We start from the raw sequence: 26514 nt of genomic DNA, 5'->3' as shown, positions 1-26514 counted from the left end.
AGTCGTCACAACCGTCACCCATGTAACGGGCCGCGCAGCGGATGCGCCCGGAAGAAATCCCAGATGATCGCGGTGGCGCTGATCGATTGGGTGATCGGCCCGGTGATCTGAGTGGTGACGAGAGCGGGGTCTCCGCCCGGCCAGGTGTGGCCACCGCCGTCGATCGTATAGAGCTCGACGGAACTGTCGGGTGCACACGAATACGACGTTCGCGCAACGTCATGCGTGATCTGCTTCGTGATCGGACGGGGTGCGCATCCGTTGCGCCGCGCCCAGGCAGCGGTCTGGGCCGGAATGCTTGCCGCGTTGGGGACGAGTTGTGGATGCTTGTCTTCACGCATCTGCTGGCCGATGGTTCGCAGCGTTCCGTCCGACGCCGGCAGCTGCATGCCTCGTGGTCCCGTTCCGCCTGTGTAGGAGAGGATCTCGTCACCTGTGCCGTGGAAGGCGACCACCGGGACGTGCCGGGCGGGCCGGCACCACGCGAAGTTCTGCAGTCCGGACACCGGCGCGACCGCCGCGAAGCGGTCGGCGAGTTGGCAGGCGACCGACGAAGTGGTGAAGGCGCCCATCGACAGTCCGGTCATGTACACCCGACGCTTGTCGACGCACAGCGTCTGCTCGACGTGGGTCAGCATCTCGGACAAGAACCGGATGTCGCCGCTGTTCTTTCGGTAGTCCCATTTCGGTGGCAGGACATGGGCTTCCGGCACGATCACCGCGAAGCCGTGCCGCGCACCGTACTCCCCCATCCCGCTCCACGAGTCCTGCATGATGCCGGGCTGCAGATAGCCGTGGACATCGAACACCACCGGCATGGGAGTTCCTGTCGCGACGCGGGGAACCTCTTGGAGATAGTCGCCCGATCTGCCGGCGGCCGAGAAGGCGTGTATGGACGTCCCCGCCGGAGTGGCGGTTCGGCACCCCGACGACGGTACCGGGGCATCGGCACTGGTGCCGCCGGCCGGAGTTGCAGACGCGGACGCATGCGTCGTCATCACCGCCACGACCACCGCGATGAGCACGCTCACGACGCGCACTATCGGGTACCTGAACATCGTCGGCCTCCTCTGATTTCTGTTGTGCACCCGACTAATCGGAGAGCATCCCGCCGAGCAGCCGGTCGGCCATGGCGAGTAGTCGATCAGCCATCGCCTCCGGGTCGAGAGGATCGTCGCTCTCGTCGAGCCATTGCGTGAACACCGAGAAGCATCCACCGACAACGAAGGTGGCGTCGTCGCCGCTCGCGACCATGAGGTGTCCGCCGGGACGATCCCGCAGGGCGGCGACGGCCGCGAGCACTGCCTGCTTCGCCGGGTAGGCGCACGGGCCGGTGCCGACGGCACGGTAGAACTGCCGATAGTGCGCGAGGTGACGTGTCGCCAACAGGGTCATCGCACGCCAGTCCTGATCGTCGCAGTCGATTAACTGCGGGAACACCTCTCGCTCGATCAGGTCGACACCGGCAGCGACGATCAGCGAATCCCGGTCGGTGAAATGCGAATACACGGCTTGCCGGCTGAGGTCGGCAGCCTCGGCCAGCTCGGTGAGTGACACCGCGGTCGTTCCCCGCTCCGATACCACCCGCACCGCGGCGTCGAACAACGCGGCACGGGAACGACGGACACGGCGATCAACCGTGGAATCGACTGTGACCTGCCCCCGCATGTCAGTGACAGTAGATCCAGGTCACATTAATTGCAACTGTCAATTAGTTGACAGTTGTCATTCTTTAGGCCCGGTGTCTCGCTGCCGCAACACGTTCTTCTGGATCTTGCCGGTCGACGTCTTGGGGAGTTCGGCGAACACGATGTCCTTGGGAACCTTGAACCGTGCCAGCGTTTTCCGTGCATGCTCGACGAGGTCGGCGGCGGTCACCTCGGCACCGGCGCGGACGGTCACGTACGCGATCGGCACCTCACCCCAGCGCTCGTCGGTACGGGCCACCACCGCGGATTCGATGACGTCGGGGTGGGCGTCGAGGACACGCTCGACTTCCACCGAGGCGATGTTCTCACCACCGGAGATGATGACGTCCTTGCTGCGGTCACGGATCTCGGCATATCCGTCGGGATGCATGACGGCGACGTCACCGGTGCGCAGCCACCCGTCGAGCGTCGCTGCGGCGGTGGCTTCCGGATCGCGGTAGTAGCCGAGCATCACGTTGTTGCCGCGCACCACCAGTTCACCTTCGGTGGTGCCGTCGGCCGGGACGTCGTCGCCGTCCGGTGCCGCCACGCGAATCACCCCGGCCGAGATGTTGCCGATCCCCTGCCGGGCCTTGCGGATTGCGCGTTCGTCGGGACTGCCGGTATCCCATTCGGGTTGCCATTGGTTGACGGCGATCGGGCCGAACGTCTCGGTCAGGCCGTACAGATGGGTGACCTCGATGCCGAGATCGGCCATGTGAGCCAGCAATGCCGGTGACGGCGGTGCGCCGCCGGTGGCCGCCTGCACGGTCTGTTCCAGCGGTGCCGCGGCGGGGTCCTCGGCGATCATCGTCAACACCGTGGGCGCCGCACTGAAGTGGGAGATGGCGTCATCGGTGAGGTGCCGCCAGATCTGCGCGGTGTCGATGCTTCGCAGGCACACATGGGTGCCACCGGCGGCAGTGATCGCCCAGGTGAAACACCAACCGTCGCAATGGAACATCGGCAGCGTCCACAGATAGTTGGAGGCCGGTCCGAGTACGGAGTGATAGGCCATCGCCAACGACTGCAGGTAGGCGCCGCGATGGTGGTACATCACCCCTTTGGGACGCCCGGTGGTGCCCGACGTGTAGTTGATGGCCAGCAGGCCGCGTTCCTCCGCGTCTCGCCAGACGGGTTCGCCGCCGCCGGTGAGCGCGTTCTCATACTCGTCGGACGCGTCGCCGGCCACGATCACCCGGATACCGGCCGCCTGCGCAACCGAGCGTGCCCGCTCCGCGAATTCGACGGTCGCGATCAACAACGTGGCGCCGCTGTGCTCGAGGATGTAGGTCAGCTCCGCCTCGGAGAGCCGAATGTTGAGGGGCACCAATACCGCACCCATGCCGGGGACCGCGTTGTGTAGCTCGAGCATGACGTGACTGTTGGCGCACAAGGCCGCCACCCGGTCGCCCGGCCGGATATCCAGCCCGTCGAGCGCCGCCGTCAACTGCCCGACTCGCTGGTGGAACTGCGCGTACGTGAAGGTGCGGTCGCCGTCGATGATGGCGGTGCGGTCGGCGAACACCGCCGCCGCCCTGCCCAGGAAAGTGACCGGACTGAGCGGGGCAAAGGTGAACTCTGCCCCACTTGCTGGGTCGATCCGGTCCGCATGCGCCATCGTTGCCGCCTTCTCTGGTGTTCGGTCCGATCCCTCGATCCTAATGACCATCGACGCGGCGACCCACCGGCGTCGCGTGTCGCGTGATGTCACGCGACGCCGGTACTTGTCCGGCTACGCCCGCACTGGCTGATCCATCAATTGCCGCGCAAAGAATCTCGCCGTGTTGTCCGCCTCGATTGCCGGTACCCGCTTGTGCCCGCCGACGTGCGCCCGCAACGTCTTGTCGGCCGAGGCGAACGCGTCGAACAGCAGCAGACCCTCGTCACGTGGGATCTCGACGTCGTCCCAGGAGAGCAACAGTTCGATGGGCACGGTGATCTGCCGCGCCGCGTCGAGCAGCGACGCGTAGGCGAAGTAGCCGCCGAACACCGCCGCCGAGATTCGTGAATCGGCTGCAGTCAGAGGAATTCCGATGGCGGTGCCCAGCGTCAGCCCGGCGTATCCGATCGGGTATCCGGCGATCTCGGGCAGGGCGCACAACTCGTCGAGCACCCGCCGCCATTCGGGCACAGCGCGCTCGGCCAGCGAGGCGTTGAAGTCGGGGATGATCGGGGCGATGGGTTCGCGATTGGCGCGGGCGGTACGCAACGCCGCGACCCAACGCTGATCCTCGGCCGACCGGGGACGGTCGCCGTGCCCGGGGGCATCGATCGCCGCGACCGTGAATCCGTGGTTCGTGACGTAGTGGTGCGCGCGGTGGACGATGCCGCGATGCCGCTTGTTCAGACTGCCGCCGTGGCCCATCAGGATCAGGGCCGGGGTCGGCGGTGTGTCGACGGGTGACCAGAGGACGCCGGGGATGTCGTCGACGGTGAAGGAGCGTTCGACGATGCCGGCCGTCGTGTCATCGGTTGATGTGAAGTGCATGGTGTTGCCTTTCGAAATGCCTTGCTGTGGAGGCACTCCCGGCGACACCTGGTGTCAGCGGCGACCGCGAACCGAAGGGAGTACCCACTGGGTTGAACCGATCACGGGTACCACCTCCCTTCGCGGTGTTGCACGGTCGACAGTCACAGTAACAGTCGCCGTCTGTGCGGTCACGTGATTAAGTCGGCGCCCGGTGTCCCCCGATCGGTGGACCCGACAGTCCACCGGTGGATCACCCGGTCGGCGGAGTTCGCCGTGCCCCTGACCAGGGCAAAGTCATGGGTGTCGCCGGAACGAACAGCGTCCCGGCCCCACACCCAGGAGATACCGATGAACACCACCAGCCGCCGCATCACCGCCGGACTCGTTGCCGTTGCCGCCACCGCAGGCGTCGGACTCGCCGTCGCCGGCGCCGCCCACGCCGGCACGATGCCCGTCACCCGTCCCGGCGAGCCGACCGTCGCGATGACCATCACCAACCACACCGACAAGCCCGAATACCTCCTCGGCGCCACGACCGGCTCGACCGGCCAGTGGGTCAACGCGCCGCAACGGGTGCTCTACCCCGGCGCCAGTGAGACCGTGACCGCCGTCGCGCCGTTCAGCAACTACCTGACCGTCAACGCCCAGTACAAGATCGGCCACTTCGGACCCACGGCCAACTACGAGATCGAGGACATGAAGGGCAACACCAACACGTCGATGAGCGGCATCTGGGGACCGCACGCCCAGAACTACTGGATGAATCACCAGATCAGCAGCCGCTACCCGAACGTGAACGTCGGCTTCGATCAGTGGTGATCGGACGAATGGTCGGCGAGATGCCGGGCCGGAACCGCTCAGGTCCCGGCGCCGGCCTCCGCCGCCACGCGATCGTCGAGCAGTTGGGCGGCACGTTGGTGGCTGATGCCCAGTGCTGCACCGATATCCCGCACGGTCAGTCCCCTATCGCGCAGACCTCGCGCCGCGCCGCCGCTGTGCCAGGGCGACCTCACGATTGGCCCGCTGCGATTCTGCCCGCAACTCGGCAGCGCGACGGAGATCGGCGTCCACCGCGTCGGGCAGTTCGACGTCGAATTGCGCCATTCTGTCCACGTCAAAGAGCGACTCCCCGAGCACAGCCAAGCGGTCCGGCGTCATAGCTCCTCGGACGCACGTCTCGGGTGAACTGTTCCACGAATCGGGTGACTCGTTGCGCCAACGCCATTCACCGACTCAGCACTGCCCCCGCGTCACCTCGTACGGCAGCGACCCGTTCATCACGACTCGCGAGCCATCCCAGACAAACGAGACGTCGACCCGGCCACTCGGGTCCGCGTTGGGTTCGCCGGGCAGCGGCCAGCGGTAGGTGACGTCGACACTGGTCGGCGACGATCCGGTCACCGTCTGGAATCCGAGGTTGCAGGCGATGGCGGGGCCGACGAACTGGCCGAGGTGGAACATCAGCAGCTGCGAGGGCGAGGACGCGGTGCCCCGTGACGTTTCCAGCACGGCGTAGCTCAGGTCGTTGCAGGTGTTGTAATTGGTGTTGCCCTGGAAGATCCATTGCGCGTCGAGCAGCGACGGCAACGGCGGCGGGATCTGCGCCATCGCCGCCGAGATGGCCGCGCTGCCGTCGGTGGAGCACGTTTCCGGCGTCTCGGTTGCGGTGATGGTCGGGACCGAGGTGGGTGCCGGCGTCGCCTGGCTCGGCGCCTGCACAGTGACCGTGCTGGTCACCGGTACCGGCTCGGCCGTCGGCTCACCGTCGGTCGCGCAGGCGGTCAGGCCGATCCCCACCATCAGCCCGATCACGAGGACGGCTACCGATCGGACGGATCGCATGCGTCCTCCCTCCGGCGGTCGACGGTGTCAGGGTCAGTCTCCCCGCCTCACCGGCCGCAGACCAGAGAATCGGGCGATCCCCTTCCTCGCGTTACTGTCCCGTCCCGAACATGGCCGTCAGGGTCGTCGACCGGTTCCGCTCGGCATGCTCTTTCGCCAACGTTTCGGCCCGCTCGCCGTCACCGTCGGCGATGGCGTCGACGATCTCATGATGATCGTGCGACACCGTCTGCGGGTCGGGGATCTGACGGACCAGCCACTGCACCCGAAACAGAATGGGAGACATGATCTCCCCCAACGTACGGTTGTGCGACGTGGTCACCAGCAGCTGATGGAACAGCGCGTTCGCGTCGTGCGCCGCTGCCGTGTCACCCGCCGCCACCGCATCGTCGGCCGCGACCACGGCCGCCCGCAAAGCCGCGACGTCCTCGTCGGTACGGTTATCGGCGGCCTCGCGGCAGGCCATCGCCTCGAGCGCCTGCCGGATGTCGAACAGTTCGGCGACATCCCGCTCGGTCCACGACCGCACCACCAGCCCGCGGGTCTTGCGGACCTCCAGGAAACCCTCGGTGCGCAGCGCCTGCAGCGCTTCGCGGGCCGGGAGCCGCGACACCCCGTACGCGTCAGCGACGTCACGCTCCACCAGCCGATATCCCGGCGGATACCGACCGGTCATCACGTCCGAGCGCAGGGCATCGAGCAGCCGGCCGCTCAGCGAGACGCTGTCGGTGGCGCTGGTCGGCGATGCCTCGGGGGTGGTGGGTGCCATGACGCTCACAGCTTACGACCCCCGGCCACGCCACTCGTCCTCACGTCAACGGCCCACGAACTCCGGCCGCTCGGTCCCGCCGAACGGGAAGCGACGGCGGAACTCGTCGGCGGCATCGGCCATGGTCACGAACTCCACGCCCTCGAACGAGCCCCACCGGTCCAGCAGACGTTCCAGCATCAGCAGCACCTGCGGGCGACCGGACACGTCCGGGTGCAGGGTCATCGGGATGACGGCGTAGTCGAGCTCGCGGTACACCCAGTCGAACTGGTCATTCCACAGCTGCTCGATGTCACGCGGGTTGACGAAACCGTGCGAATTCGGGTGACCCTTGATGAACATCATCGGCGGCAGATCATCGACATACCAGTTGCCGCAGAACTCGACCAGATCGATCTCGTGCCCGTGCTTGAGCGGGGTCATCCAATGCGCCGCCGGCTTGGACGTGTCGATCGGCGTCCACTCATCACCGACCCGCGCATAGAACGGGACGAAGTCGTTGTAGTTCTGCGAATGGTCGTAGGCGAAACCGTATTCGGCGAGGATCGACGCAGTGTGCTCGCTCATCTCCCACCACGGCGCCACATAGCCTTGTGGGCGCTCCCCGCTCAGTTGCTCGATCAGCTTGACGCTCTTGGCCATCACGTCGCGTTCCTGTTCGAGCGTGAGGGATCGCGGGTTCTCGTGGCTGTAGCCGTGCGCCCCGATCTCATGACCGGCATCCACACACATCTGCGCCTGCTTGGGGAACGTCTCGATTGAATGCCCCGGCCAGAACCAGGTGGATCGGATGTCGCGGCGTTCCAGCAGCCGCAACATCCGCGGCACCCCGACCTCCCCGGCAAACACGCCGCGCTGCATGTCATTCGGCGAGTCCTGCCCGCCGTAGGAGCCGAGCCAACCGGCGCATGAGTCCACGTCGATACCGACGCTGACCTGAATCTTCTTGTTTGTCATGGTGTTTGTCTTTCTGTGTTGTGGTCGACCCTTCGTGACGCTCGCAAGCTCGCTCCTCAGGGATCGGGTGGTGACGCGCGCTAGCGGAGGGGGTGTCCTTCCCGCTCCCTGAGGAGGCCCGGAGCGCTAGCGGAGGGCCGTCACGAAGGGCCGCCCTTATCGAGTAGGAGGGCCGGGTTTCCCGGCCCTCCTCTCACACCACCGTACGTGCGGGTCTCGCATACGGCGGTTCGCTGGGTCAGTGAAATCGGGTCCAGGCCTGGTGAAAGGTGAGCAACCCCTGGCGTTGCCAGTAGCTGTTGGGTAGTGCCAGGTTGAGGAAGGTGTCGGCCACATGCCAATACCCGAGACTGCTGTGGCCCCAGCGCTGAGCCTCGCGAGCCGCGATACCCAGAGCCTGCAACTGCGCGGCCCGGGTATGGCCACCCTTCCATTCCACCCAACGGATCTGCCGTAACCGTCGCCTCAGCCGGCCATCGAGTCCGCGAAACTTTCCCGGTGTCGTGGCGAGGCGAAAATACCCCATCCACCCTCGGATGTACTGGTTGAGCCGCATGATCCGGAAACCCATCGACACACTCCACGTCCGCGACGTCAACGCGCGGACCCGCGCCAACATCCGGGCCCACGCCGTAGGCGCCACCCGAATCTCGAACGCCCCGTCACGCAGAAAGAACGCGAACCCCAACAACGTTGCTGCCAACGCCGGATGGATCGAGGACTTACTGCGGTTCACCCTCAACTTCAACCGCTTCTCCAGCAACACCGTGCTCGATACGAGCACCCGTTCGGCAGCCCGCTCGGATTTCACAAAGATCCGGATATCGTCGGCGTAGCGGACAAACCGATGCCCCCGCGCCCACATCTCCTGATCGAAATCATCGAGCATGATATTCGACAACAACGGCGACAACGGCGACCCCTGCGGGGTGCCCTGCGCCGACGGATGCCGCACACCGTCTACCATGATCCCCGCCTGCACATAGGCACGGATCAGCCTGAGTAGCCGCTTATCCTGGACTTTCCGCGCAACCCGCGACATCAGCATGTCGTGATTGACCCGATCAAAAAACGCATCGAGATCCACCTCGACCACCCACGCATAACCCTGCTCGATGAGCAGACGAGCGACTTTCACCGCATCATGAGCGCTTCTGCCCGGCCGAAACCCATACGAGACCTCGGCGAACCCCGGATCAAACACCGGGACCAACACTTGCGCGACAGCCTGCTGGATCAACCGATCCAACACCGTCGGTACCCCCAACTTCCGCTGCCCACCATCAGGTTTGGGAATCATCACCTGACGCACCGGCGACGGCCGATAGGTACCCGCATCCAACGCCGCACGAACCTCACCCCAATGCTCAGCGCACCAGCCACGTAACTGATCCGTGCTGATCCCGTCGACACCAGGCGCGCCCTTGTTACGTTCGACACGTCTCACCGCGGCAGCCAGATTCTGCGAGTCAAACACCTGCCCCCACAAATCATCGCTGCCCCTGAGGTCCTCCCCAGCATCCGCCGGACGGTCACTACGCACAGACGACGGCTCTCGCGGATTCACCGCTCAACCCCTTTCGTCTGCCCCACCACGGGGTTGGCTGCGATCACCGCACCCTCCGAGAAACACTGCTTCACACCATCAATTCCCAACGTTCAGCCCTTCCCAGCACACCCGATTCCCACTGGTACTACGACCTCTGCTGACTTCTGCCCCGTCACCGACCGCCCTCCCGGACAGCCGTGCTCCGACAACCCTCGCCGACGCACCAAGACAGACCTCCCCAGATAAGAACATCCACTGTCCTCCTACAACCGCCGCATATACACACCAGCCGTTTCGGTGGAACGGGCTTCATCACACACGGCTGACTCACCCCAACCGGCATGCCTCACATGCGATTCGTATACCTCGGTGCAGGATTTCGTCTCCGGCTTCCTTCCCACCCCACCTCACGATGACGCAGTTGCCCTCGACTAAGAGTTAAACCACCTTCCCCTCCGGAGGACTTCCACCTCCAAGCGAATGCCCATGCTGGGCGTACCGTGACGCATCCTCGCAAGCTCGGAGGCTCCCTTCGTGACGCATCCTCGCAAGCTCGGAGGCTCCCTTCGTGACGCTCGCAAGCTCGCTCCTCAGGGATCGGGTGGTGACGCTCGCTAGCGGAGGGGGGTGTCCTTTCCCGCCCCCTGAGGAGGCCCGGAGCGCTAGCGGAGGGCCGTCACGAAGGGCGCCCCAACAACTCCCCCATCGCAACCCGCGCATCGTCCATCGCAGCCAGATCGCCATCGCTCCAATCCCGTTCGGCGATGCTGTGCGCCGACAACCAGGCCGCGACCTCACCGTCGCGTTCCACCGGCCCCAGCACCTGGGCGCTCACCCCGTAGAAATCACGCAGCGCCTGCGGCGGAAACGGCGGCTCGACGAACGCGGGCTGGACCAGCACCCGACGGGTCTCGTCAAGCCAGCGTACGGTTTCCAGCGCACGCTGATCCAGCGACGGATCGTGCTGGATGGAACGGATTCCGGCACCGCATGATTCGGCGACGCACAGGTCGACGTGCAGCCCAAGATCGCCGTCGTCGACGCGAACGGTGGTGCGATCACAACCGGTGCGTTCCCGCAGTCCGGTGACGATCCGCTTGGCGCGATGCCGGAACGATGCCTGGTCGCCGAAGCTGCCCCAGCCGCGGATGCGACCGTCGCCCCCGGCGGTTTCTATGGCCCACCACAACGTTGCGGCGATGCTGTCGATGACGGGGACGCCGAGCTTCTGCTCGACCGCCGCGGTCACTCCGGTGCCGTCGACGTTGGTGCAGATCAGCGCCACCGCCTGGGCGTCGCCGGCCTGGGTGGCGTCGGTCAGCAGCGTGGCCACGGCGTCCTCGGTGGCGGCGGCGAACGAGAAGTTGTCGGTCAGGTGCCATTCCGCGTGGGAGACGATCTCGACTCCGTGCCTGCGGTATTCGGCGACGATCTTCTCCACCACATCGCCGGTGTACGGGGTGGCGGCGGCCAGCGAGCTGACGCCGAAGTCGTGGCAGGCCTGCAGCAGAGCCAGCGTGGAGGTGGTCGCCGGGATGCCGGTGGCGTCGGTGATGGCCGCGACGATGGCGTTGTCGTGCTCTACCCCCAGCCAGGATCCGGCGGTGCCGTTCCACACGATGACGTCGACCTTGGCGTCGGCGAGCAGTGCGGCCGCGGCGACCATCGAGTCCACGTCGAACGACGCCCCGGTGCCGTCGGCGCTGATGGCCTGCACGCGGACGCGGGTGGAGACGAACGTGACGTCGTCGCGGCCGGCGAGTAGTCGGGTGGTGGTGTCCTCGACGGTGGTGTTCGACGACGGGACGATCATGCCGATGCGGGTCATACCCTCACTCCTGGTGTCGTGGTGGTCGGCTGGGTTGCTCGGGGTGCAAGGCGTTTCGCGTAGTCGAGGGTGAGCACGGCGATGGTCATCACGATGCCTGCCCCGACGAAGTACAGCAACGCCCAGGTGTATCCGCCGGTGGCGCCGACGATGAATCCGACCGCCATCGGCGTGATGAACCCGGAGATGTTTCCGGCGAGGTTCATGGCGCCGCCCAGGACGCCGGCGTCTTCGCGGCCGCCGAGGATGGCCGGAACCGACCAGAACAGGCCCACCCAGCGCAGGAAGAACAGCACCACCGACAACAGCGCGATCGCCGCGACCGGGCCGGGCATGAGCACCACGCCGAGCAGGCCGAGCACAACGCAGACGCCGGCGATGCCGAGCAGCGAACGCATCACGAGGTTGGTGCGGTAGCCACGCTCCTTGAGGCGGTCGGCGAGCTGTCCGCCGATGATCTCGCCGACGAACCCGGCACCGAAGATCACAAACGTCGACCAGCCGATCGTCTTGAGGTCGAAGCCCTTGCTCTCCGACAGGAACAGCGGTCCCCAGGTGAGCAGGCCGTAGAACACGCCGTTGAACCCGAGCCAGCCGAAGCACATGGCCCAGAAGCTGCGGTACTTCAGGTAGTGCACCAGGCCGGCGCGCTGGCCGGTGGAGCAGTGCCGGGTGTTCTCGTCGGCGTGGGCGGTTTCCAGGTAGTCGAGCTCGGCGGCGTCGACCTTGGGATGTTCGGACGGGGTGTCGCGGATCGCGCGCCACGCCCACAGTCCGAGCAGCATGGTGACCGCCCCGGCCGCGAGGAAGGCCCAGCGCCAGCTGCCGGTGAAGGCGATGAGTCCGGCGATGGCGATGCCGCCGATGGCCGAGCCGAGCGGTGCGCCGGCGTCGAGGATGGTGGCGCCGCGGCCCCGTTCTTTCTCGGTCAGGAACGCCGCGTTGAGCTTGCCGCCGGCAGGCATGATGGGCGCTTCGGCGATGCCGATGGCGCCGCGGGCGATGGCCATGGTGCCGATGTTGGGTGCCATGCCCGATACCGCCGTCGCCCCACCCCAGCCGATGCAGGCGGCGGTGATCAGTTTGCGGGGTCCGAAGCGGTCGATCAGCCAGCCGGCCGGGATCTGCATCGCCGCGTAGGCCCAGAAGAACGCCGACAGCAACAGACCGGTGACCTCGGCGCTGATGTGGAAGTCCTCTTTGATCATCGGCAGCGCCACGGACAGTGACCCGCGGTCGACGTAATTGACGGTGACCAAGAGGAGCAGCAAGGCAAACATCCGCCAACGGGTGTTGGACATCGCGAGAACTCCTTCAAGATTTGGTATACCAAGTCGGTATACCAAGAACCTAGATGGCGACGTCCACAACCACAAGCGTTCGCTGTAACCACTGGGTAAACGATCGAAACCACGAGGTGAGAGGCATGACCCAGCCGTATCGGCCGTCGGCGATCTGGGGTACCGGGCGCAATTTTCCGGCCCCGGGCGCACCCAGCAAGCCCGACCGTCCGCAGCTGTTCCTGAAGAATCCGCATGCGGTGATCGGTGACGGTGAGACTCTGCACCTGCCGACCGACATCGCCGATGAGGTGGTGTGCGAGGGCGAGCTGGCCATCGTCATCGGCGCCGACTGTCGCGGGCTCGAGAGTGTCGGCGACGCCCGTGCGGTGATCGCCGGCTACACCGTCGCCAACGACGTGACCGCCCGCGACCTGCAGCGGATCGACGACCACTGGTCGCGCGGGAAGGGCCTCGACGGTTTCTGCCCGCTCGGCTCACGCATCGTGGCCCCCGCCGACGCGCCGCCCTGGTCGGAGGCGATGATCCGGACCCGCGTCGACGGCGTGCTGATCCAGGAGTCGCCGGTGTCAGACGCGTATGTGGGTCCCGAGGAGTTGGTGCTGTGGATGTCGCGGCAGCTCACGCTGCATGCCGGCGACCTGCTGCTGTTGGGCACGCCGGACTATCTCCCGCCCGGCGAGACGGCCGCGGTGCTGCGGCCGGGGAACGTGGTGGACATCAGCATCGACGGAATCGGGACGTTGCGGACGCCGGTCGGCGAACGGCACCAGTAGCGCCCGGCGAGTCACGCGCCTACGGTGCAGGCCCAGATGATGGTGCGCGACCCGGGTCCCGACTTGCCGGCGGCCGCGACCTCGGCTCGACGCTTGGTGGGCGCATAGGCCCACCCCCAGCGCCGGGTCACCGGGTTCTGGGTGACGGCCCCGCAGCTGCGGTCCATCTGCACCACCCACTGGCAGTCGGATGCGGCGCACTTGGCTTCCGCGGCGCGATGGGCGGCACCGGCCGTCGAGTAGTTGATGGCGTACGCGGTGTTGCCGGTGCGCGGTGAGATCGCGATGGCACCGAAGATGTGGCCGGTGTCCGCGGAGGCCTCGGCGGGAACGGTGAGCAGGGTCGCGCCGGTGGCGACGGCGAGTAGTCCGGCGGCGGAGATGCGCTTGAGGGTGCTGGTTCGCATGGCGGGCGGTCCTTCATGAGTGGTGCGCGAGCTCGGTTTCTCGCGCGGTCATGAGTGGGATGCACCCGGGTGGCGGGAATGTTCCCTACGTGGCCGACGGCCGTCCGCTGCGGTCGGTGACCGGTCCGTCGTCGTCGCGGAACACGACGACCCGCAGCGCGTCCTGCAGTTGCCGGGTCGTCGCGCGCCACACCTGCTCCTCACGACGGCATGCCTCGGCATGATCCGAGTCGCCGGCCGCCTCTGCCTCGAAGGCGGATTTCATCCACTCCAGGTACTGCTCCTGGGTGGTGCGGATGTACTGCAGGATCGCCGACTGATCGAAGCGGCAGATCTTGGCGACCTCGTGCGCGCCGAGGGTGCCGTCTTCGTCCAGCACGATGAGCGTCTGCAGCGGATCAGGCAACTGATCCCGTTCGGGCGCAGGCGGATTCGCGTCCGCACTGGCGATCGCCGAGATGACGTCTGCGGCGCAGGTGTGCATGAAGTCGAACCAGCGACCGAGCGCGGCGACGAGGTTCTCCCGATGGAAGGCCGGCATGTCGATGCTATGGAAGACCATCAGAGCCGACTCGTGCAGGATCAGTGTGATGCCGGGCCAGCGCACCGACTCCCGGGCGACGAACTCGGCGGCCACGGCATCGTCGGCCACCTCATCGACCAGCGTGCCGAAGAACTCGATGGTCGCCTCACCGTCGAGGACGCGTAGCCAGGTCGGGGCGTGCTTGGTCGGCAGGGGGATGTCACCGTCGCCGTCGGCCGCGATGCGGCGCCCGGCGATGCCCTCGAGCACGTCGGTGATCAGGTTCAGCAGGTGATCGCGGGATTGGGTGACCGCGCCGACCGCGATGGTCGCCTCCCGTCGCACCGGACGGGAGTCGCCGAGGAACGCCGGGTGCACGACCTCCCCGATGTCTCGCAGCATGTCGACCGCGATGTGGGCGACTTCATCGACGCGGCGACGACTCACCTCGTAGATCAACCGGCCGTCCCGCAGCCTGCGCCACCCGCCGGCGGTCATCGCCTCGATCTGCTCGTCGTGGGACGCGGTGGTGGTGCGCAGCGCTTCGTCGGGGACCGTGCAGCGGATACGGCGCGCGCCGGTGACGGTGAACGTCAGGACTACGCGGGGTCCATCAGGGATGACAGGGACCTGCTCGACCACAAATCGGTCGCCGACCTGCAGGATTGCGAGCCGGTCGGCCAAGTCGTTGCGAAACAGTCGCCACGCGTCGTCGATCGACGCGTCGACATCGAAGTCGCCCATGTGTGTCCCCGATCAAGTAGTGCATACGTGACTGTCCGAACCATCACGCCCACACGCAACGTAGAGGTGGGGTCCGACAGTCACCGGGCGCGCCGGAAAGGTCCGCTTCCGGGATTTCGCCCCCGGGGATTGTCGCAGGTCCATGCTGTAATTCGGCAATGCTGTGGCTGGCGTTACCCAGTGTGGCAATTGTCATGTTCGTCATCGTGGCGACGCTGAGTCTGCGCCGGCTGCGTTCACGGGTACCGACAAGTGGTCGCCGGGTAGAATCTCAACGGTCGGCGCACCGCCGATACACACCGTCGGCGTCACGTCACGACGCATGGAGATCATGAATCACTCAGATGAAAGGGCGTCGTCCCTTCGGTTCTCGTGAACCCGCACCGCCGTCGCCGACGGCGCCGCGAATCGCATGCCACCCGCAGCCTGGAGCAGTGGCGTCGGCAGGTCGAATACCTCGAACGACGAGTCCGGCTGGGCGACTATCGGATGCCCGTGGACATTCACAGTCTCGTCCTGCAGGGCAGCCCGCAACCGCTGTGGTGCACCCATCCCGCGTGTGTGATGGCCTCCCTCGGGACCGAGCCCCGGGCACGATTGGACACCTTCATGCGACGTCGTGGACGCCGAGCTCGGCAGTTGCGCGCGGCCGTCGCCCACCTCGATGAACGTTATCGCGACGTCACCGTGCCGACCGATGCCCCGAGGACACTGCCGTGGTGGCACCGGCGGCAGCCGTGGGCGTGAGCAGGTCGCGCCCGGTTCGACCGCACGGGGGCACCGCTCCCGTGGTCACACGAACAGCGGCACCTGGCTCTGCGGGGGCGCGCCCGCATAGCGGTCGACGACCTTGTTCAGCTCGAACTGCATGTACAAGATGTTGGTGCTCGCCAGGAAGGCCAGCACCCAGCACCACGTCGGTGAGCACGTGGGCGGAAGACCGGCGGCACGTTGCGCATCCTGGATGCGTTTGCCCGCGTTGTGAAAGCTGACCAGCGGGCAGATGACGGTCCAGAACAGGAACAGCATCACCAACATCGGCCCGACCACCGGAATCTCGCGACGGGGATCGAACTCGGCCATCTCCTTGTGGATCTTGTAGTACCAGACGTAGAAGTAGATGCCGAGGGTGATGAGCGGCAACCCGATCCAGGCGGCAAAAGGGTTGCGGCGCTTCATCGCCAACCCGGAGGCGACGGGCTGGAACGGCGGCGGCTGTGATGGTTGGAACTGCGGCGGTTGCGGCGGCATCGCGGCGGTCGGGCCCGATTGGTAGCCCGGCTGTTCGGTGGGCGGTGGTGGCACGATGTTCGGCTCGGCGAACTGCGGTTGCCCGGCCGTCGCGTTCGGGTCGGCGGGCGGTTCGTCGCTCGGCTCAGGCATGATCGCTCTCGATTCGCGCTTAGGTGGTCGCCGACCTGGCCGAACCGGGCCAGGCGTGAATCGCGCGTGCACGCGACACCGACTCAATGCTATGTGCCGAGCATCGCTCGGGGACGGGGTCGGCGAAATCCGTTCGCACGCTGGAGCGATGGCCGTCAACGGGTTCACACACGATGATCTCGGTCGAACCAGGTCCGCGGTGACCGCGCCACCGGCTACGCCAGCATCTCCCGGATGTCGTCGGCGCTAAGGGCAGTGCCGAAGAGTTCGCCGTCGTCGACGACGGCGTCGAACAGTGCACGTTTGCGGTCCTGCAGCCGCACCACGCGTTCTTCGATGGTGTCCGCGGAGACCAGACGGTAGACGTTGACCGGGCGTTGCTGGCCGATGCGGTGCGCCCGATCGACGGCTTGCGCCTCGGCAGCGGGATTCCACCAGGGATCACAGACGAAGCAGTAGTCGGCCTCGGTGAGGTTGAGCCCGAATCCGCCTGCCTTCAGACTGATCAGGAACACCTGGGTGGCACCGGAGGTGAAGCGTCGCACCGCGGTGTCCCGCTGGCGCGTCGTCATCGATCCGTCGAGGTAGCTGTAGACGATGCCCGCCTCGTCCAGGCGGGCCCGGATGATATCGAGGAATCCGGTGAACTGGCTGAACACCAGTGCGCTGTGCCCCTCGTCGATCAGCGCGGGCAGTTGGTCGGACAGGTAGTCCACCTTGGCCGAGTTGACCGCATTGTGCGTGGTATCCACCAGCGCCGCATGCAGACTCAGCTGCCGCAGCATGCTGAGCGAGCGGAACACCTGGAAGCGGTTCTTCTCCCAGTCGCCCAGCAGGCCGAGCACCTTCTGCCGTTCCCGGGCCAGCCGGGTGTCATAGATCTTGCGGTGTTTGGTCGACAGGTCGAGCACCATCGCCTGTTCCTGCTTGGCGGGGAGGTCGATGGCCACCTGATCTTTGGTGCGCCGCAGCATCACCGGTTTGATCCGGCGTCGCAAGGTGTCGAGTCGTTCGGGGGCCGAGCCCGATTCGATCGGCTTGCGGAAGTAGTCGGCGAACGCGGTCGGTGACGGGAAGAGCCCGGGAGCGGTCACCGACAGCAGCGACCACAGCTCCATCAGGTTGTTCTCCATCGGCGTGCCCGTGATCGCCAGCTTGAACGGCGCGTCGAGGCGGCGTGCGCACTGATGGGTTTTGCCGGTGTGGTTCTTGATGAACTGGGCTTCGTCGAAGACCGCGCCGTCCCACGCGTACGCGTCGAAATCGTCGAACAGCAAGCGTAGCAATGTGTACGAGGTGACCACGATGTTCGCGTCCTCGACCTGCTCGGCGAACGGGATGCCGGTCCGCGCCTCGGTGGCCGTGATCGCCGACACCCTCAGTCCGGGAACGAATTTGCCGCATTCGGCCACCCAGTTGGGCACAACGCTGGTGGGTGCCACCACCAGGAATCGTGCCGTTCGGTCGGCGTCGGCGGCGCGCGCGACCAGCGCGAGCGTCTGCACCGTTTTGCCCAGTCCCATGTCGTCGGCCAGGATGCCGCCGAGTCCGTTCTTCCACAGGAACGTCAGCCAGTTGAGGCCGTGGTGCTGGTAGTCGCGCAGCTCTGCCTTGAGTCGGCGAGACGGTTTCACCGGCCGCGGTGGCGCCGCTTTGGCCAACTGCGCCATGTGTTTACGCCACTGGGTCAGCTGTTTGTCGACGACTCCCAGAGCCAGGAGCTCCTCCCAGAACGTCGCATTGAGGCTGTGTCTGCTGACGCGACCGGAGTCGATCTCACCGAGCGTGCGTGCCTCGGCGAGCAGGTCGGCCAGCTTCTGCAATTCCGGTGTGTCCAGCGAGAAGTACGCGTTGCTGGGCAAGATCATGTGCTTCTCGCCCGCCGACAGCGCGGAGATGAGATCGGCGATCGGGACCTGCACGTCTCCGACGGTCACGGTGATCTCGAGGCCGAACCAGTCGTTGCGCTCGGATTCACCGGAGGTGAAGGCGATCTCGGGGAGGTCGGTGGCGGGATGGAACTCGTCGGTGCACTGGTAGTCGATACGGATGCCGGGGTGGGTGCGCAATTGTGGGAGGAGTTCACCGGACACGATGGCGAGCTCCGGTATCGAGAAGGTGGCCGGCTGCCGCAGCGCCAAGAATGGTGCGTCGTCGATGGCGTCGTCGTTGGTCGCGGCGGCGAGAAGCCGTTCATGGGCATCGTAGGGATCCCGTGACCCCGGGTGGCGCCGGAACTCGGCGACCAGCTTGAGGGAGGCGTCGTGTCGCCAGGTGGCCGTGTGGCGCGCGATGGTCCGCATCTGCGGTAGCAGCTCCGACCACAGCTGATTCTCGATGCCCGCTTCGCGATAGGGTGTGGTTCCCGTCGGTTCCGACGGGTCGAAGACGACGGGCACATCGTTGACCCGATACCCGACGCTCCAGTAGTAGCGGGCGCCACGCTCCGAATCCTTCAGCGTGAGTACCGCTTCCGGACCATCAATGCTCGGAGGTTCCAGCAGACCCTCGTCCACTTGCACCGTGCGCTGCTGCGTCAGTCGTGGCAGCGCCTCGACCGAGAACTCGGGCAGGTCGGCCGTGGGGATGACGATGTCGGCGTCGTGCCGGAGCGCAGTGAGTTCGTCGCGTCGGATCGGGTGCTCCAAGGGCGCCAGTGTGAGCACTCCGTCGCCGACGGTCCACAGCCCGTGCGCGTCGGGCGCGCCGATGAAGTTGAGGTCGGATGCGTCTACGGGGTGATCGTCGAGTACGACCTCGGTTGCCAGGTGCGCACCGTCGGGATGCGCGGTGATGGTATAGCGCACGTCGGCGCTGCCGAGGCGGACGGTGGTGGAGAGCAGGTTCGGGTCGGCGATCAGTGCGACGCCGTCGGCGATCGCCTCGGACAGCAGTCGCCACAGCGCCGCGGGAGGTGATGCCAGCGAGATGTAGTCGTGGTTCGCCGAGTACACGCTGCCCACCACCATGCGATGGATCGCGCGCAAACCCGCATGGTGGGTGGGGTCGGCGGCGGGATGATCCGGCATGGCAATCTCCCGCCACGATGCACCGGTCCTGATCCACTTGTCGCGTTTCCCCTGGATCATGGGCCGCAGCGTGAGCGATGGGTTCCGCGAATACCGGGTGGGCGCGGCCCGACCGACCGCGAGGGCCAGCGGCTTTGTCCGGGTCGTCGCGGTAGTCGGGGTGTCGAGGATGGCGGCGATCGTCGTGCGCCACGACGGTGGGATCGGTGCCGAATCCGTGGCGATGGTCGTCGAAACGGGAGCAACAACGGACGCCATCGGCGTCGGCGTCGCGGACGGCTCAGAGGTCGCAACCCTCACCGTGAACAGCAGCGCCACAACATGTTTGCAATTGGCCGCAACCGGACAGGTGCATACGGCGTGCGCGATGCCCGCTATCGTCGGCTCTCCACGAAAGCGGACGTGCTGGCGATACTGCTCACCGCGACTGCCGAGACACGCCCCGGCCAGCGTGGTGCCGTTCTCGGTCCAGGAATGGTCGAGAATCCTGCGCTGTTTGGCGTAGCTGCGGCCGCGCACGATCGTGGGGCCGCTGAACATCCGATTCAGCTCGGCGTCGTGGAATTGCAGGGCACCGTTCCTCACGCGACGAGACTACGTTCCCCGCTCACGAATGTCGGGACTTGTGTAGGCGTTTCGACAGGTCAGGCACCATGTTGGCCACGTCCGACGGTGGGGATGAGACTGGTGCGTCCGGAGTGATTGTCGGTGCTGCTGTGGCAGCGCGCCGCGATGTGACCGGCTCACCGAGCCGGCGCGTCACCCCCGCAGAATCGACGTCATCTTCTTGCCCTTGGCCACCTCGTCGACGAGTTTGTCCATGTACCGGATCTTCTGCATCAGCGGCTCGTCGATGTCCTCGACGCGGTGCCCACAGATGACACCGGTGATGAGCTTGGCGTTCGGGTTGAAGGCCGGGGCATCGGCGAAAAATGTCTCGAGGTCGATCTCGTCGTCGATGGTCTTCTGCAGGCCGGCCGCGTCGTAGCCGGTCAACCACGAGATCACCTGATCGACCTCGTCCTTGGAGTGGTCCTTGCGCTCGGCCTTCGCAACATAGTGCGGGTAGATGCTGGCGAAGCTCGTGGTGAAGATTCGATGCCCTGCCATGGGTGCTCCTTCGTCGGGTGATCGATTGTGCCCAGCATAAGGATGGACACCGACTCCGGTGCTCAGCGAGGCATCGATGTTGTCTCGGCGAAAACTTGTCGCAGCCGACCCATACCCAGGATTACGGTGCTGACCATGTGCGATGAACCAACGAATATTCGCCCCGGCGAGCAGCTCCGCCACTTCATGGACGACCTCGGACTGACGATCGAAAGTGCCGCGGGTCAGCTCCGCGTATCCCCGGGAGTGGTCGCCGACCTCATCGCAGGCCGTCAGCGCATCACACCGGTCATGTCTCGGCAGCTCGGCAACCTGTTCGGGCAGTCGCCAACCTTCTGGGCAAATCTGCAGGCAGAGCATGACCGGCGTGTCGAGAGCGCGGCCCGAGATGCCGCCGCGTGGTCTGCGGATCTGAATCGACGTCTCGCGGATCAATAACCTCCACGCCGGCCGGGTTTCCGCGCGGCCCAGCCGAGGTCGGTTTCACATGAAACAGAGGTTGCCTGGCCGATGACGCCGTCTGCGCAGAATTCCGCTCAGCTCCCTCAAACACCCAACCGGTCAACCGCCCGCCCATCCCCCAGTTCGTCTCGTGCCGAGGGATTCTCGACGTAGAACGACAGAAAATCGAGCAGCTGTTCGGCACCGACGGCGAACAGGTCGGCGGCAACGGTGATCGACTGCCGAAGATCGCGTTCCGTCGGCGCGAGCGGGCCGACGTAGTTGATGTCGACCTGTGCGCGGGCGCCGTCGGCCAGCGTGATCAGTAGGCCCAGGTTGTTGTTGACACCGACCGGTTCGACGGCGGCCAGATCGGACCATCCGATCTGCTGGCGCGCTTTGAATCCCTGTACAACGAGAGACTCAGGTGTGCAGTCGATTCGGGGAAAGCGAGCGTAGCCCAAGGCGAACCAGATCAACGCCAGTCCGGCATAGAGTGCCAATGCCAGCGCCACGAAGGGCAACACCACGTCGAAACCCGCGCTCATCGGTAATGTCAACGCATCCGTCCACATGCCGACCGCCAGCACGATGCTCGCGACGAACGCCAGTCCGAAGATGAGCCAGTACCCGCAGACCAGCGTTCTCGGCATCGCGAAGGAGATCGAGCTCGGGCCCAGGGTGATCACCGATCGAGGCACAGCGGAGTTGCTCAGCCGTTGACGCATGACGACCACGGTCAGGATCGATACGACGAAACAGCCGATCGCAGCCGGAAAGTAGAACAGCGCGTACAGGAATCGGGCGTCGATGAGCGCACGGATGCCGTGATAGACCCAGAAGGCCCCGAACGCAGCGAAGAGCGCGGCGAGGACCGCGAGGACTCTCGTCTTGGCGCGGATGCTGTCCCAGCCGGACTCGAGAGGTCTCATCGACCGGTCAATCCCAGTTGCGAGTGGTCGATATAGACACTGTCGGTGTCGGCACCAGCCCCAGCGCATACCCGATGCTCTCGGGAGAAGTACCGGTCCACCGGTTTCACAGGTCACCTCGATTCTCGACATGTGCAGGCCATCGACCCGTCGGACGCACGCCATCCCATTCGACAGGACGTCCTGCCGTCAGATCGTGGCATCCCGTCCTCCGACCCGAAGAACCGGTCACGCGAATGACGACGTTCCCGGCGCAGGACCACCTCCGTTACCCTCGACGCATGACATCGGGGGTCAGCGGAAGCGGCGCGTTACACACACGCGCGTCTTATGCGGCACATGAACTGCCCGTTCCGGTCTTGGCCGCGGTCGTTCTCATGTACTGCGGAGCCTTCGTACAGATGCTGGGGCTGGTGTCGGCGCTTGTGATGATGAACTCGGCGGCCCTCGAGTTGCGCACCGCCCATGAGGAGTGGGCACGATCGCAAGGCCTACCGCCGGATGTGGGCGACGCCGTCGACACCGGACTGGGTGTCGGCATCGCGATCGCCATCGCCCTCAGTGTGGTCGCTGTAGGGCTGTGGCTCTGGATGGCACGCGCCAACAGCGGAGGACTGCGCTGGGCACGGACCGTCGCCACGACTCTCGGGGTGCTCGGCGCCGGTTTTGCGACCTTCTCGGCGATACGCGCCGACACCGGGTTCACCGTGGCGCTCAACCTCGTCATGGCCGTTCTCGCGCTCGGCATCATCGTGTTGCTGCATCACCCGAGCTCCCGGGCGTTCTACGACGCTGTTCGGTCGTAGGCGCGCCCTACGAGCCCAGTCGCACAGTCCGCCCCAACCCTCCTGAACTGGCTTTTCCGTCGACTGCGCGTTTCTGTCGGTGCCCTCTGCCACCATATGAACACACGGCGCGGCTGATGACCCGCAGCGCTCGTGAACGTTCGATCGAGATCGTCCTATGACCGTTCTCGATCAGGTTCACTGACATCCGGTGGTGTCAGTGAACGTCGTTGAGACCACGCCCAAGGATGTCAGCCGGGCCTCGGCCAGCGACGACCTTTTCGAGGTCACGCGCAAAGTGCTATTCTTGCTTTCACGAAAAGCCGCTGGCTGCAAGCTCGGCGGAGAAGGGAGTTACTAGATGAAGTTCTCCGCCGCTCTGGATGTCAACGTCGTCGCCCACGAGGCCACCGACGAGGTGACCGTTCTACTCGAGATCGAAGCGCCCGCCGCACCGGTCACCGAGCACCGCGCACCCACCGCCCTGCAGGTCGTGCTCGACCGCAGCGGCTCGATGACCGGCGCACCACTCGACGGTGCGAAGATGTCGCTGCTGGCGCTGGTGCAGCGCCTCGACCCGGCCGACATCTTCGGTCTGGTCACCTTCGACAACGAAGCGCAAGTCGTGGTGCCCGCCGGTCCGCTGACCGACAAGGCGGCAGTCGCCGACCGCATCAACGCAGTGGTTTCCGGCGGCAGCACCGACCTCTCGTCGGGCTACCTCCGCGGGCTGCGCGAGATGCGACGGGCCACCGCCGACGCCGGTGTGCACGGCGGCACGGTCCTCGTCATCAGTGACGGCCACGTCAACTCGGGTATCCGTGATGCCGACGAGATGGCCGACGTCACCGCGCAGGCCGCCAAGGACGGCATCATCACCTCCGCGCTCGGCTATGGGCGGGGCTACGACGAGACCATGCTGTCGGCGATGGCGCGCTCCGGCAACGGCAATCATGTGTTCGCCGAGAACCCGGATGCAGCGAGCACGGCGATCGCCGGTGAGGTGGACGGCCTGCTGTCGAAAGTGGCGCAAGCGGTCAGCGTCACCGTGCACTGCGAGCCCGACGTGCAGATGGTGCAGCTCTACAACGACCTGCCGGCGCATCAGATCGCCGACGGCACGGTGATGATCGAGCTCGGCGACTTCTATGCCCAGGAGGAGCGGAAGCTGTTGCTGCGCCTGGGTATCGAGAACATGGCCGCGCTCGGCCTGGCCCAGGTGGCGCGCCTGGAGCTGCAATACGTGGACATGCCCGATCCGGTGGAGCACACCGTGTCGTTGCCGATCGCGGTCAATGTGGTGCCGGGCGACGAACTCGGCGATCGTATCCCCGACCCGACGGTGCAGTCGGAGAAGCTGTTTCAGGAGGCGCAGTCGGCGAAGTTGGCAGCGTCGCGGGCCTACGAGTCCGGCGATCTGGCTGCCGGCGACGCCTTACTGGCCGAGTCCCGCGGCCGCTTGTCCGACGCCGCAGGCATCGCCCCGGCCGGTATCGTCGGTGCGATCCGCGCCGAACTCACCGACGTCGACCGGATGGGCGACATGTCCCAGACGAACGGCGCGGCCTACATGTCCAAGATGACCCGCGACTCGTTCCACCAGCAGAACCGCAAGCGCGGCCGCCGGCGCCCTTGACCTATCGACCTCGCAACCACACCGTTCCCGCTGGTCGAGTAGTCCCAGCCGTGCCTCCTCCGCTGGTCGAGTAGTCCGAGCCGCACTCCCCCAACCGCTGGTCGAGTAGTCCGAGCCGCTAGGCGAGGACGTATCGAGACCCCGCAAACCAACCAGCCCCAGCCACCCCCACCCGCTGGTCAACTAGTCCGAGCCGCACTCCCCCATCCGCTGGTCGAGTAGTCCGAGCCGCCCACCCCCACCCGCTGGTCAACTAGTCCGAGCCGCACTCCCCACCCACTGGTCGAGTAGTCCGAGCCGCTAGGCGAGGACGTATCGAGACCGCCGACCACGAGAACCCGAAAGGCCAACCCCCTTTGCACCTCAACCCAACCCAACTCGACCGCGCCGCCGGCGTCCTCCTCGGGACCGCCATCGGCGACGCCCTCGGAGTCCCGTACGAGTTCGAGACCCGCATTCTCCGCGACGATGAGCAACCCGAAATGCTCGGCGGCGGTCTCGGCGACTTCGCCCCCGGCGAATGGAGCGACGACACGTCGATGGCCATGGCGATCGCCGAAGTCGCGGCCACCGGCGCCGACCTGACCACAAACGACGCGCTCGACGCCATCGCCATGAATTTCCTGCGCTGGTTCGACGGCGGCCCGCCCGACGTCGGCACGCAGACCCGCGCAGTTCTCAGCGCTACCCGCCGGCGGCTGAAGGCCGGCGAGCACGGCGTAAGCCGGGTGATGCGCGACGAGGCCGCCCGCTACGCCGCCGCACACCCGCACTCCGCGGGCAACGGCGCCCTGATGCGGACCGCGGCGGTCGCACTCGCCCATCTCGACGATCGTGACCGACTCGCCGACGCTGCACGCCTGGTTGCAGAACTGACACATGCCGATCCCCTCGCCGGCGACACGTGCGTCGTTTGGTGTGAGGCGATCCGGGTCGCCGTCATCGCCGGGCACATCGACCTTCGCACCGGGCTCGACCTGCTGCCGGCCGATCGCGTTGGCCGTTGGGTGCGGTGGCTCGACGACGCCGAAACCCAAGGCCCGAAGGTGTTCACCCCGAATGGTTTCACCGTGACCGCTCTGCAAGCCGCTGCTGCGGCGATCACCCAGACCGCCGTTGCCGGGTCAACGGACTCCGCGCACCTGACGGAAGCCCTGAACACTGCGATCCGGATCGGCAACGACACCGACACCGTCGCGGCGATCGCCGGCGGACTGCTCGGCGGCCGGTGGGGTGCGAGTGCAGTGCCCTCGCAGTGGCGTGAGAGTGTGCACGGCTGGCCGCGGCAAGCAGGCCGTCCCAGCGACGCGGATAGTCTCGTAATTGCAGCCACCTCGGCAGTCCGCGGGGGTCGGCCGGGTACGAGAAGCGCACGTGGTTGCGAGGACGCCGCCACAGCCATCCCCTGCTGAGGCGACACCCACGATACGGAGACGGTACGGCCCAAGTCAGCCCGGTCGGACGGGGCGTCGGAGACCCCGCGGGATCGGGAGCGCATGCCAAACGCCGAGGAGGTTATCACGTTGGGCCAGTTGGGTATTGCCTTCCGCACCGGCGACCCTTCAACCGTCCGCAGCGCCGCGCGGCGCCTCGCCAGGTGATGTCCCGGCCATTGCGACGCCCGTTGACGTGACGACTCGGCATCCTCCGCGTGAACCGCGGGTTCGGCCTCTCGCCAAGGCGACGGCGACGGCCATGACCGGATCATGGCGCGTGCCGTAGAGTTTCGCCGGCTTGGCACGCAGCTTGGCAATGTCCTTCTCGAGCCGTTTGATCCGTTTGTGAGCCGCTTTGTCTAACCGGCACAGGTCAGTACGCAACTGCGCCACTTCACCTTCGAGATGGACGGTCGCGTCACGCTTGTTGCTCTTGCGGGTCATCCCTGATGTCTGCACCCGGCCTCAGGGTAGGCGCCGGCACGCCGTATCCAGTGGAGGCGCTCGACCTCGTCGACGTCGATGCCCCACACGGTGTCGCGGCGTGTGCCCCGGTCGGTACCCAGCCGTGGACGGGGTAGAACGCGTCAGCCAGAGCGTTCCCGTCCAGCACGAACAACGTCGCCGATGTGTGCCCGTCGGCGCGAAAATGCGCGCACGCCACCTCCAGCAACGCGGTCCCTATACCGGAGCGCCACCGACCCGGATCGACGTACAGCACCATCAGCAGCGCACTTTCGGTTCCGGCCGGCCAATCGCGACGAACCGAGAATCGTGTCCCCGTCGATACTGCGCCGGAATTCGGCCGCGGCGCGCTCCGCGTTGTCGGCAAGGCAGCGCTGCCCGCGGCCATTGCACACGAGGCCTACGACGGGTACCACCAGGTCGAAGAAGGCACGGAAACG

The 26514-nt window shown here is 66.2% G+C and carries 27 protein-coding genes; 8 read left to right on the top strand and 19 right to left on the bottom strand.

Translation table 11 applies throughout. The annotated features are described in order from the left end of the window. Positions 1-14 precede the first annotated feature (14 nt). The gene (locus AC4AMJ_RS26205) at positions 15-818 is read right to left on the bottom strand and encodes a CE1 family esterase (RefSeq protein WP_489915787.1); all 804 of its coding nucleotides are present in this window, start codon (positions 816-818) and stop codon (positions 15-17) included. A 73-nt stretch (positions 819-891) separates the two neighbouring features. On the opposite strand from AC4AMJ_RS26205, the gene AC4AMJ_RS26200 reads away from it, so the two are divergent. Next, positions 892-1074 carry a hypothetical protein gene (locus AC4AMJ_RS26200; RefSeq protein ID WP_489915785.1) on the top strand — a complete coding sequence of 61 codons (183 nt, stop codon included), beginning with the start codon at positions 892-894 and terminating at the stop codon, positions 1072-1074. Between the two features lie 18 nt (positions 1075-1092). Here the strand turns inward: AC4AMJ_RS26200 and AC4AMJ_RS26195 are convergent, their stop codons facing one another. The 3 genes from AC4AMJ_RS26195 to AC4AMJ_RS26185 form a co-directional block, all read right to left on the bottom strand. Next, positions 1093-1668: a TetR/AcrR family transcriptional regulator gene (locus tag AC4AMJ_RS26195; protein WP_489915783.1), complete on the bottom strand. Its 576-nt coding sequence runs from the start codon at positions 1666-1668 to the stop codon at positions 1093-1095. Positions 1669-1725: 57 nt separating this feature from the next. Then, on the bottom strand, positions 1726-3309 hold the full coding sequence (locus AC4AMJ_RS26190; protein WP_489915781.1) for an AMP-binding protein: 1584 nt from the start codon (positions 3307-3309) through the stop codon (positions 1726-1728). A gap of 114 nt (positions 3310-3423) precedes the next feature. Continuing rightward, positions 3424-4179 carry a dienelactone hydrolase family protein gene (locus AC4AMJ_RS26185; RefSeq protein WP_489898259.1) on the bottom strand — a complete coding sequence of 252 codons (756 nt, stop codon included), beginning with the start codon at positions 4177-4179 and terminating at the stop codon, positions 3424-3426. A gap of 330 nt (positions 4180-4509) precedes the next feature. Between AC4AMJ_RS26185 and AC4AMJ_RS26180 the strand changes: the two genes are divergently transcribed. Beyond that, on the top strand, positions 4510-4980 hold the full coding sequence (locus AC4AMJ_RS26180) for a copper chaperone PCu(A)C (RefSeq protein ID WP_489915779.1): 471 nt from the start codon (positions 4510-4512) through the stop codon (positions 4978-4980). 144 nt (positions 4981-5124) lie between these two features. Here the strand turns inward: AC4AMJ_RS26180 and AC4AMJ_RS26175 are convergent, their stop codons facing one another. The 7 genes from AC4AMJ_RS26175 to AC4AMJ_RS26145 form a co-directional block, all read right to left on the bottom strand. Next, positions 5125-5265, bottom strand: coding sequence for a hypothetical protein (locus AC4AMJ_RS26175; protein ID WP_489915777.1), 141 nt, complete (start codon positions 5263-5265; stop codon positions 5125-5127). Between the two features lie 129 nt (positions 5266-5394). Further along, positions 5395-6003, bottom strand: coding sequence for an LppP/LprE family lipoprotein (locus AC4AMJ_RS26170; protein ID WP_489915775.1), 609 nt, complete (start codon positions 6001-6003; stop codon positions 5395-5397). A 91-nt stretch (positions 6004-6094) separates the two neighbouring features. Next, positions 6095-6772: a GntR family transcriptional regulator gene (locus tag AC4AMJ_RS26165; protein WP_489915773.1), complete on the bottom strand. Its 678-nt coding sequence runs from the start codon at positions 6770-6772 to the stop codon at positions 6095-6097. Between the two features lie 45 nt (positions 6773-6817). Continuing rightward, entirely contained in the window at positions 6818-7729 is a 912-nt protein-coding gene (locus AC4AMJ_RS26160) for a polysaccharide deacetylase family protein (protein WP_489915771.1), read from the bottom strand. A gap of 238 nt (positions 7730-7967) precedes the next feature. Then, positions 7968-9206 (bottom strand): group II intron reverse transcriptase/maturase, encoded by a 1239-nt coding sequence (gene ltrA, locus AC4AMJ_RS26155; RefSeq protein WP_489915769.1) that lies wholly within the window; start codon positions 9204-9206, stop codon positions 7968-7970. Between the two features lie 748 nt (positions 9207-9954). Next, complete coding sequence (locus AC4AMJ_RS26150) at positions 9955-11106, bottom strand: maleate cis-trans isomerase family protein (RefSeq protein ID WP_489915767.1); 1152 nt, start codon at positions 11104-11106, stop codon at positions 9955-9957. Further along, a complete protein-coding gene (locus AC4AMJ_RS26145; RefSeq protein ID WP_489915765.1) occupies positions 11103-12407 on the bottom strand; it encodes an MFS transporter in 1305 nt (434 codons plus the stop codon). Before AC4AMJ_RS26145 ends, AC4AMJ_RS26150 begins: the two co-directional genes overlap by 4 nt. Before the next feature lie 125 nt (positions 12408-12532). Here AC4AMJ_RS26145 and AC4AMJ_RS26140 point away from each other — a divergent pair, with 125 nt between their 5' ends. Beyond that, complete coding sequence (locus AC4AMJ_RS26140) at positions 12533-13183, top strand: fumarylacetoacetate hydrolase family protein (RefSeq protein ID WP_489915763.1); 651 nt, start codon at positions 12533-12535, stop codon at positions 13181-13183. Positions 13184-13194: 11 nt separating this feature from the next. Here AC4AMJ_RS26140 and AC4AMJ_RS26135 read toward each other — a convergent pair whose 3' ends face one another. Together AC4AMJ_RS26135 and AC4AMJ_RS26130 are read right to left on the bottom strand one after the other, a co-directional pair. Then, positions 13195-13590 carry a DUF4189 domain-containing protein gene (locus tag AC4AMJ_RS26135; RefSeq protein WP_489915761.1) on the bottom strand — a complete coding sequence of 132 codons (396 nt, stop codon included), beginning with the start codon at positions 13588-13590 and terminating at the stop codon, positions 13195-13197. A gap of 85 nt (positions 13591-13675) precedes the next feature. Beyond that, positions 13676-14857, bottom strand: coding sequence for a TY-Chap domain-containing protein (locus AC4AMJ_RS26130; RefSeq protein ID WP_489915759.1), 1182 nt, complete (start codon positions 14855-14857; stop codon positions 13676-13678). Positions 14858-15229: 372 nt separating this feature from the next. Between AC4AMJ_RS26130 and AC4AMJ_RS26125 the strand changes: the two genes are divergently transcribed. Further along, complete coding sequence (locus AC4AMJ_RS26125; RefSeq protein WP_489915757.1) at positions 15230-15604, top strand: hypothetical protein; 375 nt, start codon at positions 15230-15232, stop codon at positions 15602-15604. Between the two features lie 45 nt (positions 15605-15649). On the opposite strand, the gene AC4AMJ_RS26120 is transcribed toward AC4AMJ_RS26125, so the two are convergent. From AC4AMJ_RS26120 to AC4AMJ_RS26110, 3 genes are all read right to left on the bottom strand, one after another. Continuing rightward, positions 15650-16240: a DUF4234 domain-containing protein gene (locus AC4AMJ_RS26120; protein ID WP_489915755.1), complete on the bottom strand. Its 591-nt coding sequence runs from the start codon at positions 16238-16240 to the stop codon at positions 15650-15652. 215 nt (positions 16241-16455) lie between these two features. Further along, positions 16456-19854, bottom strand: a complete 3399-nt coding sequence (locus AC4AMJ_RS26115; protein ID WP_489915753.1) for a DEAD/DEAH box helicase — start codon at positions 19852-19854, stop codon at positions 16456-16458. 174 nt (positions 19855-20028) lie between these two features. Beyond that, positions 20029-20379: a DUF2200 domain-containing protein gene (locus AC4AMJ_RS26110; protein WP_489915751.1), complete on the bottom strand. Its 351-nt coding sequence runs from the start codon at positions 20377-20379 to the stop codon at positions 20029-20031. Positions 20380-20514: 135 nt separating this feature from the next. On the opposite strand from AC4AMJ_RS26110, the gene AC4AMJ_RS26105 reads away from it, so the two are divergent. After that, on the top strand, positions 20515-20817 hold the full coding sequence (locus AC4AMJ_RS26105; protein ID WP_489915749.1) for a HigA family addiction module antitoxin: 303 nt from the start codon (positions 20515-20517) through the stop codon (positions 20815-20817). 107 nt (positions 20818-20924) lie between these two features. Here AC4AMJ_RS26105 and AC4AMJ_RS26100 read toward each other — a convergent pair whose 3' ends face one another. Next, a complete protein-coding gene (locus AC4AMJ_RS26100) occupies positions 20925-21752 on the bottom strand; it encodes a hypothetical protein (RefSeq protein WP_489915747.1) in 828 nt (275 codons plus the stop codon). Between the two features lie 281 nt (positions 21753-22033). On the opposite strand from AC4AMJ_RS26100, the gene AC4AMJ_RS26095 reads away from it, so the two are divergent. The 3 genes from AC4AMJ_RS26095 (at position 22034) to AC4AMJ_RS26085 (ending at position 25585) form a co-directional block, all read left to right on the top strand. Continuing rightward, on the top strand, positions 22034-22558 hold the full coding sequence (locus AC4AMJ_RS26095; protein WP_489915745.1) for a hypothetical protein: 525 nt from the start codon (positions 22034-22036) through the stop codon (positions 22556-22558). A gap of 340 nt (positions 22559-22898) precedes the next feature. Further along, complete coding sequence (locus AC4AMJ_RS26090) at positions 22899-24173, top strand: vWA domain-containing protein (RefSeq protein ID WP_489915743.1); 1275 nt, start codon at positions 22899-22901, stop codon at positions 24171-24173. A 356-nt stretch (positions 24174-24529) separates the two neighbouring features. Beyond that, entirely contained in the window at positions 24530-25585 is a 1056-nt protein-coding gene (locus AC4AMJ_RS26085) for an ADP-ribosylglycohydrolase family protein (RefSeq protein ID WP_489915741.1), read from the top strand. A 150-nt stretch (positions 25586-25735) separates the two neighbouring features. Here AC4AMJ_RS26085 and AC4AMJ_RS26080 read toward each other — a convergent pair whose 3' ends face one another. Further along, positions 25736-26053 (bottom strand): hypothetical protein, encoded by a 318-nt coding sequence (locus AC4AMJ_RS26080; RefSeq protein ID WP_489915739.1) that lies wholly within the window; start codon positions 26051-26053, stop codon positions 25736-25738. Next, on the bottom strand, positions 26028-26462 hold the full coding sequence (locus tag AC4AMJ_RS26075) for a GNAT family N-acetyltransferase (protein WP_489915737.1): 435 nt from the start codon (positions 26460-26462) through the stop codon (positions 26028-26030). Before AC4AMJ_RS26075 ends, AC4AMJ_RS26080 begins: the two co-directional genes overlap by 26 nt. Positions 26463-26514: the final 52 nt, after the last annotated feature.

Source organism: Gordonia sp. LMA484 (assembly GCF_058129505.1).
This window is presented reverse-complemented; position numbering and strand designations above follow the sequence as displayed.

Coding starts and splice junctions, on each gene's coding strand:
- AC4AMJ_RS26200 (WP_489915785.1), top strand. CDS start 892: ATGGACGTCCCCGCCGGAGTGGCGGTTCGGCACCCCGACGACGGTACC.
- AC4AMJ_RS26180 (WP_489915779.1), top strand. CDS start 4,510: ATGAACACCACCAGCCGCCGCATCACCGCCGGACTCGTTGCCGTTGCC.
- AC4AMJ_RS26105 (WP_489915749.1), top strand. CDS start 20,515: ATGTGCGATGAACCAACGAATATTCGCCCCGGCGAGCAGCTCCGCCAC.
- AC4AMJ_RS26100 (WP_489915747.1), bottom strand. CDS start 21,752: ATGAGACCTCTCGAGTCCGGCTGGGACAGCATCCGCGCCAAGACGAGA.
- AC4AMJ_RS26205 (WP_489915787.1), bottom strand. CDS start 818: ATGCCGGTGGTGTTCGATGTCCACGGCTATCTGCAGCCCGGCATCATG.
- AC4AMJ_RS26165 (WP_489915773.1), bottom strand. CDS start 6,772: ATGGCACCCACCACCCCCGAGGCATCGCCGACCAGCGCCACCGACAGC.
- AC4AMJ_RS26140 (WP_489915763.1), top strand. CDS start 12,533: ATGACCCAGCCGTATCGGCCGTCGGCGATCTGGGGTACCGGGCGCAAT.
- AC4AMJ_RS26135 (WP_489915761.1), bottom strand. CDS start 13,590: ATGCGAACCAGCACCCTCAAGCGCATCTCCGCCGCCGGACTACTCGCC.
- AC4AMJ_RS26090 (WP_489915743.1), top strand. CDS start 22,899: ATGAAGTTCTCCGCCGCTCTGGATGTCAACGTCGTCGCCCACGAGGCC.
- AC4AMJ_RS26075 (WP_489915737.1), bottom strand. CDS start 26,462: ATGGCCGCGGGCAGCGCTGCCTTGCCGACAACGCGGAGCGCGCCGCGG.
- AC4AMJ_RS26095 (WP_489915745.1), top strand. CDS start 22,034: ATGACATCGGGGGTCAGCGGAAGCGGCGCGTTACACACACGCGCGTCT.
- AC4AMJ_RS26080 (WP_489915739.1), bottom strand. CDS start 26,053: ATGACCCGCAAGAGCAACAAGCGTGACGCGACCGTCCATCTCGAAGGT.
- AC4AMJ_RS26185 (WP_489898259.1), bottom strand. CDS start 4,179: ATGCACTTCACATCAACCGATGACACGACGGCCGGCATCGTCGAACGC.
- AC4AMJ_RS26190 (WP_489915781.1), bottom strand. CDS start 3,309: ATGGCGCATGCGGACCGGATCGACCCAGCAAGTGGGGCAGAGTTCACC.
- AC4AMJ_RS26170 (WP_489915775.1), bottom strand. CDS start 6,003: ATGCGATCCGTCCGATCGGTAGCCGTCCTCGTGATCGGGCTGATGGTG.
- AC4AMJ_RS26160 (WP_489915771.1), bottom strand. CDS start 7,729: ATGACAAACAAGAAGATTCAGGTCAGCGTCGGTATCGACGTGGACTCA.
- AC4AMJ_RS26175 (WP_489915777.1), bottom strand. CDS start 5,265: ATGGCGCAATTCGACGTCGAACTGCCCGACGCGGTGGACGCCGATCTC.
- AC4AMJ_RS26150 (WP_489915767.1), bottom strand. CDS start 11,106: ATGACCCGCATCGGCATGATCGTCCCGTCGTCGAACACCACCGTCGAG.
- AC4AMJ_RS26120 (WP_489915755.1), bottom strand. CDS start 16,240: ATGCCTGAGCCGAGCGACGAACCGCCCGCCGACCCGAACGCGACGGCC.
- AC4AMJ_RS26195 (WP_489915783.1), bottom strand. CDS start 1,668: ATGCGGGGGCAGGTCACAGTCGATTCCACGGTTGATCGCCGTGTCCGT.
- AC4AMJ_RS26110 (WP_489915751.1), bottom strand. CDS start 20,379: ATGGCAGGGCATCGAATCTTCACCACGAGCTTCGCCAGCATCTACCCG.
- AC4AMJ_RS26130 (WP_489915759.1), bottom strand. CDS start 14,857: ATGGGCGACTTCGATGTCGACGCGTCGATCGACGACGCGTGGCGACTG.
- AC4AMJ_RS26145 (WP_489915765.1), bottom strand. CDS start 12,407: ATGTCCAACACCCGTTGGCGGATGTTTGCCTTGCTGCTCCTCTTGGTC.